Annotated in this window: 11 protein-coding genes, 9 tRNA genes and 1 pseudogene; 14 read left to right on the top strand and 7 right to left on the bottom strand. The window is 35.0% G+C overall.

From position 1 onward, the window contains the following. The 3 genes from dapE to AC1MPL_RS11395 form a co-directional block, all read right to left on the bottom strand. Nucleotides 1–1,134: a succinyl-diaminopimelate desuccinylase gene (gene dapE, locus AC1MPL_RS11405; RefSeq protein WP_479766059.1), complete on the bottom strand. Its 1,134-nt coding sequence runs from the start codon at nt 1,132–1,134 to the stop codon at nt 1–3. 124 nt (nt 1,135–1,258) lie between these two features. Continuing rightward, nucleotides 1,259–1,405 (bottom strand): entericidin A/B family lipoprotein, encoded by a 147-nt coding sequence (locus AC1MPL_RS11400; RefSeq protein ID WP_479766233.1) that lies wholly within the window; start codon nt 1,403–1,405, stop codon nt 1,259–1,261. Nucleotides 1,406–1,517: 112 nt separating this feature from the next. Then, nucleotides 1,518–2,378: a DUF1853 family protein gene (locus tag AC1MPL_RS11395; protein ID WP_479766057.1), complete on the bottom strand. Its 861-nt coding sequence runs from the start codon at nt 2,376–2,378 to the stop codon at nt 1,518–1,520. A gap of 67 nt (nt 2,379–2,445) precedes the next feature. Between AC1MPL_RS11395 and AC1MPL_RS11390 the strand changes: the two are divergent. The 10 genes and pseudogenes from AC1MPL_RS11390 to AC1MPL_RS11345 all read left to right on the top strand — a co-directional run. Then, nucleotides 2,446–2,784, top strand: a pseudogene (locus AC1MPL_RS11390) (YbaN family protein); the annotation flags it as partial. A 36-nt stretch (nt 2,785–2,820) separates the two neighbouring features. After that, complete coding sequence (locus tag AC1MPL_RS11385) at nt 2,821–3,336, top strand: L,D-transpeptidase family protein (protein WP_479766232.1); 516 nt, start codon at nt 2,821–2,823, stop codon at nt 3,334–3,336. 122 nt (nt 3,337–3,458) lie between these two features. Next, a tRNA-Val gene (locus tag AC1MPL_RS11380) sits at nt 3,459–3,534 on the top strand. A 21-nt stretch (nt 3,535–3,555) separates the two neighbouring features. Further along, nucleotides 3,556–3,632: transfer RNA gene (locus AC1MPL_RS11375), tRNA-Asp, on the top strand. 36 nt (nt 3,633–3,668) lie between these two features. Further along, nucleotides 3,669–3,745: transfer RNA gene (locus tag AC1MPL_RS11370), tRNA-Asp, on the top strand. A 16-nt stretch (nt 3,746–3,761) separates the two neighbouring features. Beyond that, nucleotides 3,762–3,837, top strand: a tRNA-Val gene (locus AC1MPL_RS11365). Between the two features lie 36 nt (nt 3,838–3,873). Then, a tRNA-Asp gene (locus AC1MPL_RS11360) sits at nt 3,874–3,950 on the top strand. Nucleotides 3,951–3,986: 36 nt separating this feature from the next. Continuing rightward, nucleotides 3,987–4,062, top strand: a tRNA-Val gene (locus AC1MPL_RS11355). Between the two features lie 36 nt (nt 4,063–4,098). Beyond that, nucleotides 4,099–4,175: transfer RNA gene (locus tag AC1MPL_RS11350), tRNA-Asp, on the top strand. Between the two features lie 36 nt (nt 4,176–4,211). Continuing rightward, nucleotides 4,212–4,287: transfer RNA gene (locus AC1MPL_RS11345), tRNA-Val, on the top strand. 277 nt (nt 4,288–4,564) lie between these two features. Here AC1MPL_RS11345 and AC1MPL_RS11340 read toward each other — a convergent pair. The 4 genes from AC1MPL_RS11340 to AC1MPL_RS11325 form a co-directional block, all read right to left on the bottom strand. Continuing rightward, nucleotides 4,565–7,090 (bottom strand): PepSY domain-containing protein, encoded by a 2,526-nt coding sequence (locus AC1MPL_RS11340; protein ID WP_479766055.1) that lies wholly within the window; start codon nt 7,088–7,090, stop codon nt 4,565–4,567. Nucleotides 7,091–7,247: 157 nt separating this feature from the next. After that, complete coding sequence (locus AC1MPL_RS11335; protein ID WP_479766053.1) at nt 7,248–7,808, bottom strand: hypothetical protein; 561 nt, start codon at nt 7,806–7,808, stop codon at nt 7,248–7,250. A gap of 67 nt (nt 7,809–7,875) precedes the next feature. Then, nucleotides 7,876–10,047, bottom strand: coding sequence for a YccS family putative transporter (gene yccS, locus AC1MPL_RS11330; RefSeq protein WP_479766051.1), 2,172 nt, complete (start codon nt 10,045–10,047; stop codon nt 7,876–7,878). Between the two features lie 112 nt (nt 10,048–10,159). After that, nucleotides 10,160–10,864, bottom strand: coding sequence for a nitroreductase (locus AC1MPL_RS11325; protein WP_479766050.1), 705 nt, complete (start codon nt 10,862–10,864; stop codon nt 10,160–10,162). 672 nt (nt 10,865–11,536) lie between these two features. On the opposite strand from AC1MPL_RS11325, the gene AC1MPL_RS11320 reads away from it, so the two are divergent. The 4 genes from AC1MPL_RS11320 (at nt 11,537) to AC1MPL_RS11305 (ending at nt 16,503) form a co-directional block, all read left to right on the top strand. Further along, nucleotides 11,537–13,018, top strand: a complete 1,482-nt coding sequence (locus AC1MPL_RS11320) for an alanine/glycine:cation symporter family protein (RefSeq protein WP_479766049.1) — start codon at nt 11,537–11,539, stop codon at nt 13,016–13,018. 219 nt (nt 13,019–13,237) lie between these two features. Continuing rightward, a complete protein-coding gene (locus AC1MPL_RS11315) occupies nt 13,238–15,457 on the top strand; it encodes a TonB-dependent hemoglobin/transferrin/lactoferrin family receptor (protein WP_479766047.1) in 2,220 nt (739 codons plus the stop codon). Between the two features lie 15 nt (nt 15,458–15,472). Further along, nucleotides 15,473–16,342: an EF-hand domain-containing protein gene (locus tag AC1MPL_RS11310; protein ID WP_479766046.1), complete on the top strand. Its 870-nt coding sequence runs from the start codon at nt 15,473–15,475 to the stop codon at nt 16,340–16,342. Nucleotides 16,343–16,426: 84 nt separating this feature from the next. Further along, a tRNA-Met gene (locus AC1MPL_RS11305) sits at nt 16,427–16,503 on the top strand. Nucleotides 16,504–16,727 lie beyond the last annotated feature (224 nt).

Raw genomic sequence — 16,727 nt, 5'->3', positions numbered from 1 at the left:
TTATGTTAATAGTTGAACTAAGATTTCCTCATAAATTTCGGATAATGGTTCAAGATCGGCAACATTTACATGTTCATTTACTTGATGAATAGTTGCATTTAATACACCAAGTTCTATTACTTGTGCACCTGTTGGTGCGATAAATCGTCCATCAGATGTGCCACCACTGGTTGAAAGCTCGGTTTCATAACCACAAACTTTCTGAATAGCTGTTTGAGTTGCTTTTACCAAATCGCCTACAGGTGTAATAAAAGGTAGTCCTGATAGATTCCAAGTAATATCGTAGTCTAATTGGTTCTTTTCTAAGATATCAATAACACGTGCTTTTAACTCATCTGCCGTAACTTCTGTAGAAAATCGGAAGTTGCATGTGATCTCTAATGTATTGGGAATAACATTTGTTGCACCAGTTCCTGCATGAATGTTTGAAATTTGAAATGATGTTGCAGGAAAATATTCATTTCCTTCATCCCAAGTGGTCGAGCATAAAGTTTCAATTGCAGTTGCTGCTAAATGGATTGGGTTTTTTGCAAGATGAGGATAGGCAACGTGCCCTTGCTTACCTTGTACAATAATTTTTGCATTTAATGACCCACGACGACCATTTTTTACAATATCACCTAATTTAGTTGTGCTTGAAGGTTCTCCAACTAAGCACCATTGCATTTTTTCATTACGAGCTTCTAATGTCTCAATGACTTTTACTGTTCCATTTTTTGCAGGGCCTTCCTCATCTGATGTAATGAGATAAGCAATTGAACCATTGTGATTTGGATATTTTTTTACAAATCGTTCAGTTGCAACAATCATAGCAGCAATTGCAGTTTTCATATCTGCACTACCACGCCCGTAGAGCTTATTATCGCGAATTTCAGGTGCAAAAGGTGCAGAATCCCATGCGTCTAGGCTACCCGTTGGTACAACATCTGTGTGGCCCGCAAAACAGAAGACAGGTCCTTGTGAGCCACGACGTGCCCAAATATTATCTACTTCTTCAAACTTCATTTTCTCTATTTTAAAACCAACTTGAGAAAGTCTTTGGGAAATAATATCTTGGCAAGTATGGTCATCTGGTGTAACCGAAGGTTGTTTTAAAAGTTCTAAGCTCAAATCGAGTGTTGCTGAAGACTGCATAAAAGAATCAATAAAGTATAAAAAATAGTTAACTTATTATAATAAAGAAGAATTTAAAAGAGGCAATGGCAAAATAAAAAAGCCCTACTTTATGAGTAAGGCTTCTTTTGCTCTTTATATTAAATTATTTCATTTGAGATTGAGCTTTTGTTGCAGTATTTGTTACAGCATGTCCTGCGCTTGAAACATCTTGTCCAACCCCACGAAATGTATTACAGCCTGTTAAAATAAGAGTAACTGCAATTGAGGCAAAAATAACTTTTTTCATGATTTTCTCCAAGGTATGTCATTTATTTTAGTTAACTTTCAATGTAAGCATAGCGAAATACAAAACAAAGTAATGTTCATTTTTTATAACTCAATTGTGGTTAAAATGTAACCCGCTATATTGTTATGAAGGGGGAAGAGCGAAACATATAAAATATTTCTTTATCTATATGGCGGTATAAACCATTACGCCACCATTTAGACCTTGAATGAGATATAGGGTTTAAATAATGAGTAATCCATTCATGCCGTTCAAGCCTATAAAACTGCGGTAACACCGCACTTCCCCAAAAACCTATTCTTCTATTCTGATTAACCCAGTGGGGTAGTGTAGATAAGTTTGTCCCACTTATAGAGGCAGGAATGAAGAGTTGTCCTTTTAATACTGCAAATTTATGGTCAATTTTATAATTCAGTGCATGGTTAAACTGAAATTGTCTATTTGTAAAATAAGAAAGTTTCTTTTCTAATCGATCACTTCTATTCAGCCCGAACCATTGATTAAGTTGATATTGATCTTCAGCTAGATAATATTTTAAAGCAACTTCCCAGTGTTCAACTGCTTGAGTCTTTTTGTTTAATATTAAAAAGTCGAGTTCACCGAGTGTAAAAGGTCCTTCAATTTTTTGTATGCTATGACCTAAAAGTTTAAAATGATGGAATTCTTCATCTAATAGCCAAAACCATAAAAACATTTCAAAACGTAAACCCAAACGTGTACTTTTAAGCTGAGCTAAAAATTCAATTAACGGTTGTGGATTAGTCTCTAACTCATTTAGTCGCGGTTGGTATCTAAAAAATAAGTCTAACCACTCCTGATCGCTATGTAGCATAAAATGATTTGATAGTGTCATTTCAGGGGGGATGCTTTGAATCGTATTTGGACTTGCTATACAAAAAGCAAGTTGTCGAACTGCGGGGTGATGATATGATCGCCAAGGCTCGAAAAGGTGATGTTGTCTTGTAAAATTAAGCATGATTTTAAGGATGAGCTTGATTTTAAGTATAGATAGATCATGAAAGCATAAAAGGATTCATCTTGTCATGAAAATATTATTTTGGCGCATATTGGTCGTATTTTTTATATTATTAGGTGTAATAGGGGCTATTTTACCTGGTATGCCCACTACAGTTTTTCTTATATTGGCAGCATGGGCAGCTTCAAAAGGATGGCCGCAAGTTGATGAATGGCTAATGAATCATCCTAAATATGGTCGGTCACTAAGAAACTGGCGAGCAACAGGAAGTGTCGCTAGAAAGGTGAAATGGATGGCATGTTCAATGATGCTATGTAGTGGCATTATTATGATTTTCACATCAGCACCAGTATGGGTGAAAATTTTCACCGATATTATAATACTCATCGTTGCAATATGGCTCTGTTTAAGGCCTGAACCAAAAGATAATATAGGGATAGGTATGCAATATAATCAAAAAGAAATTGATATTTTTATTGATTTAAAAAAACAGTTATTAACTCTTCCTAAGCTAGGAAAAATATTTTCTGTTTCAACTGCACTAAATGGCATTGGTGAAGCTGAAAATAGTGGGAAAACACCAAGAGGATGGCATGTCATTGCAGAAAAAATTGGTTGTGACGTAGAAAAGAATAGTGTTTTTGTAGGAAGGAAACTGACTGGAGAAGTTTATTCTTTAGAATATGCAGAGAAACATCCTAATCGAGATTGGATATTAACCCGAATTCTATGGTTAAAAGGGCTAGAGTCTGGCTTTAACTTAGGAGAGGGGGTCGATACATATAATCGCTATATTTATATACATGGGACACCTGACAATAATCCAATGGGAATACCTCTTTCACATGGATGTATTCGCATGCATAACGATGACTTAATAGAATTATTTAATCTTGTAGATGAAAATTCATTGGTATATATCTCTGAAAATGGCGAAAAAACAAATAATATTGTATAGATAATCAACTATGACTTATTTTTTAATCACTTAAGCAAAAAAAATGGTAAAGAATAAGAAAAGCGTTTGACTCTTAGAATAGATTCTCTATAATGCACCTCACAAACGATAAACACGTTAGAGGGCGCTTAGCTCAGTTGGTAGAGCGTCTGCCTTACAAGCAGAATGTCGGCGGTTCGATCCCGTCAGCGCCCACCACTCTTACGTTGAATCTTAAGTGCAGCGGTAGTTCAGTTGGTTAGAATATCGGCCTGTCACGCCGAGGGTCGCGGGTTCGAGTCCCGTCCGCTGCGCCATTTAAGTTTTTGTTTATCGCAAGTTTTCCTGTAAGTGCAGCGGTAGTTCAGTTGGTTAGAATATCGGCCTGTCACGCCGAGGGTCGCGGGTTCGAGTCCCGTCCGCTGCGCCATTTACAGATAAAGCTTGGGCGCTTAGCTCAGTTGGTAGAGCGTCTGCCTTACAAGCAGAATGTCGGCGGTTCGATCCCGTCAGCGCCCACCATAACTTATAAGAGAATAAGTCCTCTTATTAGATTATGCAGCGGTAGTTCAGTTGGTTAGAATATCGGCCTGTCACGCCGAGGGTCGCGGGTTCGAGTCCCGTCCGCTGCGCCATTTAGACTTATAACCTTTAGTCTTTTTAGACGAAAAGGGCGCTTAGCTCAGTTGGTAGAGCGTCTGCCTTACAAGCAGAATGTCGGCGGTTCGATCCCGTCAGCGCCCACCATAACTTATAAGAGAATAAGTCCTCTTATTAGATTATGCAGCGGTAGTTCAGTTGGTTAGAATATCGGCCTGTCACGCCGAGGGTCGCGGGTTCGAGTCCCGTCCGCTGCGCCATTTAGACTTATAACCTTTAGTCTTTTTAGACGAAAAGGGCGCTTAGCTCAGTTGGTAGAGCGTCTGCCTTACAAGCAGAATGTCGGCGGTTCGATCCCGTCAGCGCCCACCATAATTATAAAAAATATATTTCAATTTCATATCCATATCGTTTTTAATATACCTTTATACCTTTATACCTTTATACCTTTATACCTTTATACCTTTATACCTTTATACCTTTATACCTTTATACCTTTATACCTTTATACCTTTATACCTTTATACCTTTATACCTTTATACCTTTATACCTTTATACCTTTATACCTTTATACCTTTATACCTTTAAAGAAAGTGCAATTAAAAAAGTCGAGCAATATTACTCGACTTTTTAGGTAATTAAATTTCGTTAGTAAACATCTCTACGATAACGATCTGTTTCTCTGAGCTCATCTAGTTTGGACTCGCCTAAAATATTAATTAAAGTTTGTTCTACATCATATGCCATGGTATTTATACTACCGCATATATAAATGCTAGCATCATTAGCAACCCAATCAATTACTCTCTGTGAGTTTTTCTGTAATTCATGTTGAACATAGTAACTATTTTCAGAATCTCTAGAAAAGGCAAGATCTAAATGAGTAAGAAAACCCTGTTCTAAAAGAGACTCAAGCTCAGTTTTATAAATAAAGTCTTTTTCACGCTGTCTTTCACCAAAGATTAACCAATTATTTTTATATCCATAAGATTTACGCTCTTGGAGTAAGCTCATTAATCCCGCAACTCCAGTACCATTTCCAATGAGAATAATAGGATTACTATTATCAGCTAAGTGAAAGCTCTCATTTCGTCTAATACGTAAATTAATTATATCTCCAATGGCTATATGTTTACAGAGCCAGCCTGAACCTAAACCAATATCTCCTTTTTCTGAAATTTTAAGGCGGACAACAAGCTCTAATTTGTTTTGTTTAGGAATGCTTGCGATAGAGTATTCACGATGTGGAAGCGCCGGTAATTGTTTTTCTAAGGTATCAATTTTAGCATCTTGTAAAGTAATGGCATGCTCTAGATTTTTGTTTCTAAGCGCTTTATAAACACTAGTACTATTCAGGTCTATATTATGTTTTATCATAAAGTCTTGAATTCTTTGCTTAGTGTTCATTGGTTGGATTTCGGCAATATCACCGGCTTGCCAATCAATTGTTTTAGGTGTATTAATTTCTAAAACATAAATAGGCGCACCTAAACTTCCTACATTAAGATGTTTACGATTAACTAGGGTACACTCATCAAAAGCATCAAGCATTTTTACAGTTTTTAAGTTCAGTTCAGTTACTTTAGCTAATGCTTGATACCAAGAGGAAATATCTAGTGTATTCGCATCATCTACTTCAATCATTGGAAATAGAGGGTTTGCTTTCTTATATGAAAGCCAAGCATCAATTTCACGACCAAACTGGCAATAGGTATCTGCATATTCTTTAGAGCCTAAAGCCAATACAGCATACTGAGTATCTGATAAATCAAATGGAGTAGGCATAATCTTTTTTACAAAGCTTGTTGCTAAATCAGGAGCTTCACCTGTACCATATGTACTTACAATAAATAAGATACGTTTGTGCTGTGTTAGGTCTTCCTGTGAGATTTTATGAATAGATTTTACGACAACGGATTCTTTTTGCTCTTGCAAGCTTGAAGATGTTTCCCAAGCAAGTTGTTCTGCTGTGCCTGTTTGTGACGCATAGACGATTAGCCATGTTGAAACATCAGATTTAACTATCTCAGAAGGGATAATTTGTCTTGCTTGTTTTGTTAAATTTTTCTGTTTCCGTCTTTTTAAGTAGAGTAAAATACCTGTAATAAAGAATAATGGCATTGCAAGTGAAGCAAGCATTGCTAAAAAATGCCATACTGGGCCAAAGAAACTTCCTCTATGTACAGGAAGCATGCTTGACATAATTTTCTCATTTAGAGGCTTATCGTCATATCTTTTTATAGATTCTAATGTTTTTGATTGATAATCATATATGGCACTATTTCTAGCTCTTTCATGTTGAGGCGTAGTATCAAAGAAACTAAGCTCTACTTGCCCGTTTTCTTTTTTAGGTATTGTAAGTGTTAAGCTAGAAAAACCATATTTATAATCTTTATTAAAGCCAGTCCATGTTTCTTGTAATGCTTGGCTAATTTGTAAGTTAGAAAGTTTTTCATCGTCTTTTGTTTTTTTGTCATTCACCATTCTCATAGGTTGTGGTCTATCGACTCTCATCACTTTAAACATGCCATCACGCCACCAATCATAAGACCAGAATAAGCCTGTCATTGCAAAAACAAGATAAAATATAATGACCCATGTACCAACTACGGAATGTAGATCCCAAAGAAAATTTCGCCCTCTTAATTTTGGTTTTACAAATAACCATTGTTTGAGTGAGTGCTTTTTAGGCCAACGTAGGTAGATACCACTAAGAACAAAATAAATAAGCATGAGTGCACATGCACCAGTAATTTGAGTCCCAAATGGTTTCTCTAATGTAAGAGAACGATGTAAATTTAAGATAAACTGAAAGAAGTCTTTACCTTTAATAGCAGGTAGAATCTCAGCAGTATAAGGGTTCACCATAATATCTAACCCTCTACGTGCATCAGCTTTTTTAATATTTAAAATAGAAGAGGCATTGGCTTCTTGCATTATTGTAATGCTATTAATTTGAATTTTTGGATTTTGCTGTGTAACCCTTTGGTAGATTTGGTCTGGTGTAAGTTTAGGAGTATTTTCCACTTGAACAACATAACTTTTTTGATTTAGCCAAGTTAGAATTTGTTGGTCATAAGAGTAAATAGCACCAGTAATACCGATAATAGATAAAACAAGACCTGCTGTAATCCCGCAGAACCAATGAAGTTGGAATAGGACCTTTTTGAGCATAAGAAAATACTGACGATGAATAGGTAGATAGTAGGTGTATAGTTAGGATTATAGCGAATAAAGCCACACTAATGCTATTGTTTTACATATAGTATTAATTATCATTTATTTTTTATTTAAAAAAACTCCTTAAGAAAAGGAGTTTGATTATTGGAAACTAAATATTTTTTGCTTCGCCAACAGACTCTTTTAAGTGTTTACGAATTGTTGAAAAGGCAAAGTTTTTGCTATCCATACGTTTTGGTAAAATATAAGCCCCTTGCTGACCTTTTAACTTAAAGTTAACGAGTAGAAACTCAGGTGTATCGTACCATTCATACATATCTTTCCAACCTACAGAACCTACACCTTCTTGTAGGCCAACTTTTTGGCGCATCACAATACCAGTAGGTTGAACGCCTAATCGAATGCCTTTAATTTCTTGTGTAGGCATTTCATTCATTTTGCGTTTTACATACCATTCAAGTCCGTATTTACGAACAAGAAGATAAATTGCAACGCAGGCGAGCGCAACCCAACAAAAAATTGTTGAATAGTTTTTTATTAAAACAATACCTAAAATCGAAAGCAAAACGACAATACCCATAATTGCCCAAGCTTTTAAGCCAATTTTATTTGTGCTACGCCAAATGGTGAGTTGAGCATTTCGTTGTTCTGCTTCAGACACTTCATAACTTACTGGTTGTAAAGTGTATGCATATAAATTTTTAGCTGTCATAGTGGATCTTTACAGATATTAAACTTTAAAAAGTGTACCATTAATCATGTACATGAGTGAGCATCTTTTAAAGAGATGCAAATGCACTAGTATCATCATGTTCGTAACTTAAACTTTGTTTAAGTGTTCTAAGCTGTCCTAGAATACCAAACATCAGCGATAATTGCTGTAAAATGATAATTGAGAGTTGATCATTTGTATTATCTTGTGAAAGTCGTTCTCTAATGGTTTGTAAGACATTCGTGACAGTCAGATCAGGCATTTCGTCATAAAGTAGTACGCCTGTAATATCGCTCACAGCTTGATCAAGTAGTTTGAGTATATCTGAATCTTCTATTTTTTCACGATGTGCGCCAAGTGCTGCAATATAACTGAGTAGAGTATGGTTTAAGCATAATAGATCAAAAGACTGTGTTTTTTTACTGATGTTATAGAAAGGCTCAGTGGCAAGAGTCGATATTACTGAAGCGAGTTCAGCATCACTATTGTGTGCTGTTCTTCGTATAAATCTATAATCTAAGCTGTTATTTTTACCATGATGGTATTGTTTAACAACTTCATTTAAATAGTCGCATTGGGCTTTAAATGCTTTTTTAATATTTCTAGGAAGTCTGCGAAACTTCCAATCAGGAAATATAAACATGACCCCTAACCATGCAAAGAAACATCCAATAATGGTATCTAATATGCGCGGGAAGGCTGCGGTATACCCTAAACCACCATCTAAATTGAAGTTAATGAGTGCTAAGATCGTAATAAAAGCAGTTGCTTGAGCATATTGCTTACTACGAAGCTCAAAGAATAAAATTCCACTAATAATAAGTAAAAGAAGTTGTCCTTCAGTAGAAGGTACAAAGAATAAAATACAGAAACCAACCAAAACACCGATAATTGTTCCTAAAATTCGTAGCTTTAGGCGTCGTTTAGTGGCATTAAAGTTTGGTTGACTAACAAAAAGTGCTGTAAGGAGTACCCAAAAACCATAGGTAATATGTGTTGTTTGGATAAAAATATATGAAATGAAAAGAACTATGGAAACACGAATTGCATGTCTAAACAGTACAGATTCAGGCGTGAAATTTTGTTTAATACGTAAAATTATATCTGAGAACCCTTTTAGGTCATCATCTTTTAAAAGGCTTTCTTGTTGCTCACTTTCTAGTGTAATTGCTTGTTCTGTTTCTAGGTTTTTAAGTTGACTATCAATAGATTTTAAATTTTTATAAAGAGAGTAGAGTGCATTTATCCAAAGTGGGTCGCTTGGGTAGCTTTTTCTAAGTCTTTTTAAAGATAGGTTTAGATTGTCAAAAGCTTGTTTAAAACGAATATTATGCTCGTATTTTGTACGGTGGCGTATGCTGTCGCTTAGGTCTTTGCATGCTTTTCCTTGCAGAGAAAGAATACGTTGAAAACGAAAGATAATATCACTATGTTTAAAATGTTCTACTAGAATTTGATAATCGATATGAGATGAATCTGCACGTTCATGAATGTCTTGTGCAACAAAATAATATTGCAGACTTCGCCGTGTACTTTTTCTACCTCGATCTCCTTTTAAGCGTGTGAGCAATGAAATTTTCATTTCATTAAAAAGTTGAATGAGCTTACTATTTTCCATAGAAAGATCAATCAAGCTTTGTTTGTAGCTCTTTTCAGTCATATCTACATCAAATAAGTTTGCTTTAGAAAAAAGAAAATTTCCTAAAGATGAATAACTTAAAGCTAGTTTTTCTTGTACGGGACGAATTGGAAATAAAAGATAGCTAATTGTAGAAAGTATACCGTACCAAATTGCACCAATGACTAGGAGTAATGGTTGAATATACCAAGCACCAAATAGGTGTACACCCAACATGCTGTATACAGAAACGACAAGGCAACCATAGGAAATAGTTGCATAACGGCGTCCAAGTGATCCAAGCAGTACCCAGCCAATACATGCAAATAAAAGGCTAATTGCAAATATTACAGGATATGGAAATAGAAGCTGAATAGCACTTGCTGCAATAAAGAAGCCTAAGTATGTATAGGCTTGATTCATGATACGAATAGTAAAGCGATCATCGATATCGCTTAGGCCTGCTGCGACAACACCTAAAGTAAGAGGAATCGTTGCGATTTGGAAATTTAAAAAGTATGGGATAAAGGCAGTACCAATAAAGGCAATTGCCATGCGAATGTTATAAATTAAAGAAGTACGATATTTAATTTGCTGAAGACGCTTTAGCCCAATGTTCAATGACGTAATTCCTAATAAAAACTTCTTTTAGATGTTAAATAGCATGAATAGTATAGCTGAAAAAAAAGTTAAAAATTCTTTGGAAATTGCTTTAAATAATATTCGAAAATTGTTATTCAGTTAAGAATGTTGTAAAGTTTTCTACATGCTCACGTGGAGTATGAAACGTATTTACAATTGCATTTGGGTCGGCATAACCAAGCGCAACAGTGCAGACGAGTTCTTCATCATCATGTGCATTTAAAGCATCAAGAACAATAGTGTTAAAGTGGTTCCATGCTGCTTGAGGGCAGGTATCCAATCCTCTTGCTTTAGCACTAAGCATTATATTTTGTATCATCATTGCAATATCCATTTTTGCACCAACCCCCATTATTTTATTTACTGTAATAAATATACCTACAGGCGCATCAAAAAACTTAAAGTTTCTTAATTGTTGTGCAGCCATTTTTTCTTTTTCACCACGTTGAATGTTTAATAAACCATAAAGTCCCCAACCATTTTCACGTCTTCTGTCTATGTATGGAGAAATCCATTTTTCAGGATAGTAAGAAAAAGTTTCTTTATATCTATCTTTTAATGTTGGGTCTTTTAGTATCTCTTCTTGAGCTTGACAAACCCGTTTTATAATCTCATCTCGTTTTGCTTTTGTGACAACATATACCTTCCATGGTTGTGTATTTGTACCTGATGGTGCGCGTGAAGATACTTCTAAAATTTCATGAATTAAAGCTTTGGATACTTCTTTATGGGGTAAAAAAGCTCTTACAGAGTGTCTAGAAGTTATTACTTCGTCAATGTATTCTACTTTGCTCATTTCTCTCTCAATTATTTCATTGTTACATCATCTTTTGTCTAGTCTAATCGACAATTGAAGATAAATTTACGCTTATGAAGAACTTTAATTATTAAAAATTGTTTCAATATTTGTCATCTATATGTTGATATGTTTTTTTTCTAAAAAAGTCCTTTGTTTTTATTAAAGTCTTTGTTTTATATGTATTTTTAATTTGAACTATTATGTTTTATATATTTTTTAATGAAAATGAATTTAAGGTTTTTTGTGATTTAAAGTACTTGCCAATTACTAGAAAGCATGATCAAGTTAAGAAAAAAATTTTGTTTGAAGATTTGTATGCGTATAATTGCGTGTTTTTTACGTTTAAGGTGTTTTTAAATTTCGTAACTATTGTTATATATTTATATATATCAATAATATTTTTTGACCGTAGATTTTGGTACAAAAGAAGTTTAAAAACAGGCTTTTCAAATTTTGGCTAAATGTTTGATGAATACTTTCTGATAGCGAGTAGATCTATAACATATTTTATCGAGTACAGTTCTACGTTTGTTGAGTTTTTGCTAGGTTAAATGCACTACAAAAAATGGCACTAAAGATCATCATTAATGAATGTGAGCATTACTTTAGTGTGCCACCTTAGGTATGAATATTTTCGATAGCCACGTTTATATAAGGACGGATGTCTGAATGAATCAGGAATTAAATGATTTACTCATGGGTTGGATCAACCACTTAAATGATCCACTTTGGGACTTCTTAATTATTTTCCTACTATCTGTGGGGATTATTTATACAATCGCAACAGGTGGTGTACAAATCCGAATGTTTTTAGAAAGTATTCGGGTAATGAAAGGCAGCCGCAATGAAAACGAAGGCGGAAAAAGACATGGTCTGACCCCATTCCAAGCATTTGTAACAGGGTTAGCAAGTCGTGTAGGTGTTGGAAATATTGGTGGTGTTGCAATAGCGATTGCAATCGGTGGTCCAGGTGCAATTTTCTGGATGTGGGTAACTGCACTTGTTGGAATGAGCTCTGCATTCGTTGAATCTACACTTGCACAGTTATTTAAAATACGTGATCCAAAAAATAAACGTTTCCGTGGTGGCCCTGCTTACTATATTACTAATGGTTTAAAAAGTAAGTCATTTGGTATTGTTTTCGCATTGGCAATGATTCTTGCTTATGGCTTTGTATTTAACTCTGTACAAGCAAATGCAATGATTGACGCTTCTTCTCATGCTTGGGGATGGGATAAATATAATATTTCAATTCCTTTAGGCAGTTCTAGCTTTCCAATTTCTTGGGTAGGTCTTGCGCTAGTATTCCTTATAGGTATTGCCATATTTGGTGGTATTAACCGTATTGCACGTTTTGCTGAGTTGTTTGTTCCATTAAAAGCAGGCTTATACTTAGGTGTTGCTTTTTATATTGCGATTATCAATTATGAGCAACTCCCTCATTTATTTGGTTTGATTTTTACAAAAGCATTTCAATTTGATGCAGCAGCTGGTGGTTTCTTTGGTAGCATGGTATCAATGGCATTGATGCAAGGTGTGAAACGTGGTCTGTTTTCTAATGAGGCAGGTATGGGGTCTGCACCAAATGCAGCAGCGGCATCAGATGTTCCACATCCAGTAAACCAAGGTCTTGTGCAAATGTTGGGCGTTTTTGTAGATACATTTATTGTATGTACAAGTACAGCAATGATTATTTTAATCTCTGGTGTTTATACGGAAAAAGGTTTTATTGGTGTACAGCTTACACAGCGTGCTTTGGAAAGTCAGTTAGGTTCTTGGGGCGGTGATTTACTCGCTTTCTTATTATTTCTGTTCTGTTATTCTGCTATTTTGGGTAACTATGCTTATGCAGAAGGAAATATGCAGTTTATCAAGAATAATCGCAAAGTCATGTTAATCTTCCGCATATTAGTATTATGTATGGTTTATTTCGGTGCAATTACGAGTGTTCCGCTTGTATGGGCTATGGCTGACTTGTCTATGGGTATTATGGCTACCTTGAATTTAGCAGCTATTTTGCTACTAATGCCATTTGTAATGGCATTGCTCAAAGACTATCGTAAACAACAAAAATCAGGCATTAAAGATCCTGTCTTTAAATTAGATGATCATCCTGAATTAAAGAAAAAAGTAAAAAGCGATATTTGGTAATATAAAAAAGCTCCCTTATGGGAGCTTTTTTATGCATCTCTGGCAAGAAAAAGTATAAAAAACGAAGATCAAACTAGAAAATAATATTGCTATTGATTATTATTCTCAAATAAAAATTATTTACATAAAGATATAGTGCCTTTTGATTTTAATAAGCAAATTTCTTTGTGTTATTAATGTAAATGATTATCAATTAATTAATAAGTAGTCGAGTTTTAAATGTCTAAATTATCTGTAAGAGCGATGAAACCTAATTACTTAAATTGCTGTATAGCATTGGTTCTAGCGGGTATTTCACTATCAGTAAATGCTCAGGAAAGTGGTGTAAAACTACCTGTGATTACAGTATATGCTGAGCAAAATCAAAAAACTCCTGAATCATTAAGTGTCATTAGTGAGCAAAACTTAGAGCGTATGGGAGTGATGGATATGGCGGGTATTATTAAATATCAGCCATTGGTGAGTGCACCACAAACAGCCGTTGGTTCAGGAAATGCTTGGGATGGATCAGGGACAAGCAGTTATAATATTCGTGGTATTGAGGGTAATCGAATTGCCTTAGATGTAGATGGAGTAGCACTTTCTGATGCAGCTCCAGAACCTGACAGCGGTAAAGGAAATAGCTTTAGTTCAGGGCGAGACTTTATTGATCCTGAATTATTTAGCCAAGTGATTATTCAATCTGGAACGACTAATGTAACTAGCGATGGTATAGGAGGTAGAGTCGCTTTTAAGACAAAGTCACCTCAGGACTATTTAAAGAATGGAAAGAAATTTGCGGGAGAAGTGAAAGGTGGCTATAGCTCTGCAGATGATGCATGGTTTAGTTCTGTAGCAACAGCGATTGGAAACGATACACTAAAAGGATTGGCGATTTATTCTCATAGAGATGGACATGCAACAGAAGGAGAGGGAAAATTACCCACTAATCCTGTAACTTGGAAATCTAATGCTGTTTTAGCCAAGCTATTATGGAATATTTCAGATTATCAATCGCTTGAAGCAACATTTGATTTTTATGAAAAGCAAACAGACCGTTATATTAGCTCTGACTTATTGAGTAGTCTTTATCCTAATGGGGCAACACAAGATGTAGATGCACAACGAATACGTTATAGCTTAGATCATACATTAAAAACTGAAAATATAAGTTTATTTGATGAGCTAAAGACGAATTTGTTCTACCAAACAACACAAAGTAATAATACGACACACGCATTTTATGCGGGTAGGGCAGGAAGCGGTAATCGTACAATTCTTAATAATTATACTGAAGATAATTTTGGTATTAATTTAGGTGCAAAAAAACAATTAAATTTACATCACTTTAATTATGGGCTTAATTTTAGCCAGCAAAATAGTGATCGTCCATGGCAACAACTTAATGCCGATGGTAGTGTAACTATTCAAAATAGAATGGTGAAGTCGAAGACAGATAAATATGCTGCTTATATCTCTGATGCCATGCAATGGGAAGTTTTAGGTAACTCTCTTGTGGTGACTCCTGGATTACGTTACCAGTTTGAACAATTTAAGCCTCAAAATGCCAGCCAAGTTCTAACATCAACTGCAAAACAGAATCAAATTTCTAATAAAAATAATGCATATTTTGCACCTAATTTAGCAATTAGCTATGAGTTTTCACCAAATTATTATAGCTATGTAAAATATAATAGAGGAAATCGTATTCCTACGGCTGCTGAAATGTCAGGTGCATATGACCCAGGTCGTGGGTATTCAATTATTGGTAACAGTCAGTTGAAAAAAGAAACAAGTGATGCTTTTGAAATTGGTTTAAAAACGACGCCAATAGATGGTATTAAGGTTGATCTTACTGGATTCTATACTAAATATCATAATTTTATAGATTACCGAATGCTAAGTACCCCTATTTCTGGGGATAGTAGTATGACTTATCAACTACAAAATATGGCAAATGCCAATATATGGGGTGGGGAAATCTCTACACGTGTTGATTTAGCACAATTTTTATCACATGCAGAGGGTTTGAGTCTTGCATTGGTTGCAGGTAAAACAAAAGGAAATGCCACAAACACAACTGGACAAAAAAGTAGCATAAACTCGGTTCAGCCTGAAAAAGCAAGTTTAACATTTTCATATGATGCCCCTGATCAACGCTATGGTCTTGGATTTACAACGACAGCCGTTGGTAGTAAAACAGCTTCAAAAGATGTGAGTGTTGCAAATATTGCAGGAGCAACTCAAAACTATACACGTGTTCCGGGGTATGTTGTACATGACTTATCCGCATACTGGAAAACAAGTGAATTTATGACAGTGAATGTTTCTCTAAATAATATCTTTGATAAGAAATATTGGGATTATGCAAGTGTTGGTACCTTAACAAGTGCAAGTCTAATTGATAGAGCGACACTTCCGGGAAGAAATGTAGTTGCAAGTTTGACATTTAAGTTTTAATAAACAGGAATTTTCATGAAAAAATATTTAGCAATCATTTCTTTATGTACATTGGCATCATGCCATTTATTGGCCTCAGAACAGGTTAAGGATACCCGTCTTATATTTACAACGGGTATCGAGGAGTCACCTCAAATAACAAACAATAGGTGGGTCAAGTTATTTGCAGAAGATAATGCAAATGAGATATCTAAAAAACAATTTGTTCAGAGGTTTACAACACAATATGACAGCTTATTCAAATCTAGCAATCATGTAAATCGACAACAGTTTGTGGACTTTGAGCTAGAAAAATTTGATCAAATGATGCAAAGTCATAGAAGTATGTCAGTAAAGCAGGCTCATGTACGCTTTAATATACTTGATGAAAATAAAGACCAAAAATTGACGCTAAAAGAGTTTCAGGATATTGGTTTAAAGACATTCAATAGCTTTGATAAAAATCATGATGGTGTAATAAATGATCAAGATATTAAATTGGACGAGAAAAAAGTAACATTACATGGAGGTGCTTCATTTAAGACTCCAATGTCTATGCCTATGCCAACAGATACGACATCATTTATTGAACAATATGGTGAGGGAAAGGGCTATGTGACGTTGGCTATGTATTTGACAGCGCGTGAAAAACAATATGTTCATATGGATATAAACCATAATTGGTATGTGACAGAAGATGCTTATGTAAATGAGTTTACACAACGTTATGATGAGTACGCTTTAAATGCGCGTTCAAAAATGAGGTCATTTGATGAGTCTCGTTTTGATTATATTTCACATGGTAAGACTACAATAGTTAGAAAAGATATCAAACAATTTGCAACTCAACTTTTCCAATATTGGGATAAAGATAAAACAGGAAAAATTGTATTTGCTCAGCCTTAGTATATATTTGAATATTTGGTGAGCACTCGAATAGATAGGGTGTTGACGTAAAACGAATAAATATAGATAATGCACGCACAAAATGGCTATGTAGCTCAGTTGGTTAGAGCACAGCACTCATAATGCTGGGGTCACAGGTTCAAGTCCAGTCATAGCCACCAAATTTAAACTTATAGAAATATAAGTTATAAGCCCCCAAAGAGTATATCTATTGGGGGCTTTTTTATTTAGCTAATCTATAAGTAATTTATATATTTAATATTCGTAATAATTTTACCGCTTATATTATGGGTATTTTTCTTGGCAGATGATATTACGATGAATCGGATTTTAGGTTAGGACTCCCTTTAAATAAAAAGAAGCCTAACATTTAGTTAGGCTTCTT

The organism is Acinetobacter sp. N1-1, from assembly GCF_056711485.1.
This window is presented reverse-complemented; position numbering and strand designations above follow the sequence as displayed.

Excerpts from the sequence above, each read along its gene's own strand:
- dapE (WP_479766059.1), bottom strand. The coding sequence starts at position 1,134 with ATGCAGTCTTCAGCAACACTCGATTTGAGCTTAGAACTTTTAAAACAA.
- AC1MPL_RS11395 (WP_479766057.1), bottom strand. The coding sequence starts at position 2,378 with ATGCTTAATTTTACAAGACAACATCACCTTTTCGAGCCTTGGCGATCA.
- AC1MPL_RS11385 (WP_479766232.1), top strand. The coding sequence starts at position 2,821 with ATGCAATATAATCAAAAAGAAATTGATATTTTTATTGATTTAAAAAAA.
- AC1MPL_RS11340 (WP_479766055.1), bottom strand. The coding sequence starts at position 7,090 with ATGCTCAAAAAGGTCCTATTCCAACTTCATTGGTTCTGCGGGATTACA.
- AC1MPL_RS11335 (WP_479766053.1), bottom strand. The coding sequence starts at position 7,808 with ATGACAGCTAAAAATTTATATGCATACACTTTACAACCAGTAAGTTAT.
- AC1MPL_RS11325 (WP_479766050.1), bottom strand. The coding sequence starts at position 10,864 with ATGAGCAAAGTAGAATACATTGACGAAGTAATAACTTCTAGACACTCT.
- AC1MPL_RS11320 (WP_479766049.1), top strand. The coding sequence starts at position 11,537 with ATGAATCAGGAATTAAATGATTTACTCATGGGTTGGATCAACCACTTA.
- AC1MPL_RS11315 (WP_479766047.1), top strand. The coding sequence starts at position 13,238 with ATGTCTAAATTATCTGTAAGAGCGATGAAACCTAATTACTTAAATTGC.
- AC1MPL_RS11310 (WP_479766046.1), top strand. The coding sequence starts at position 15,473 with ATGAAAAAATATTTAGCAATCATTTCTTTATGTACATTGGCATCATGC.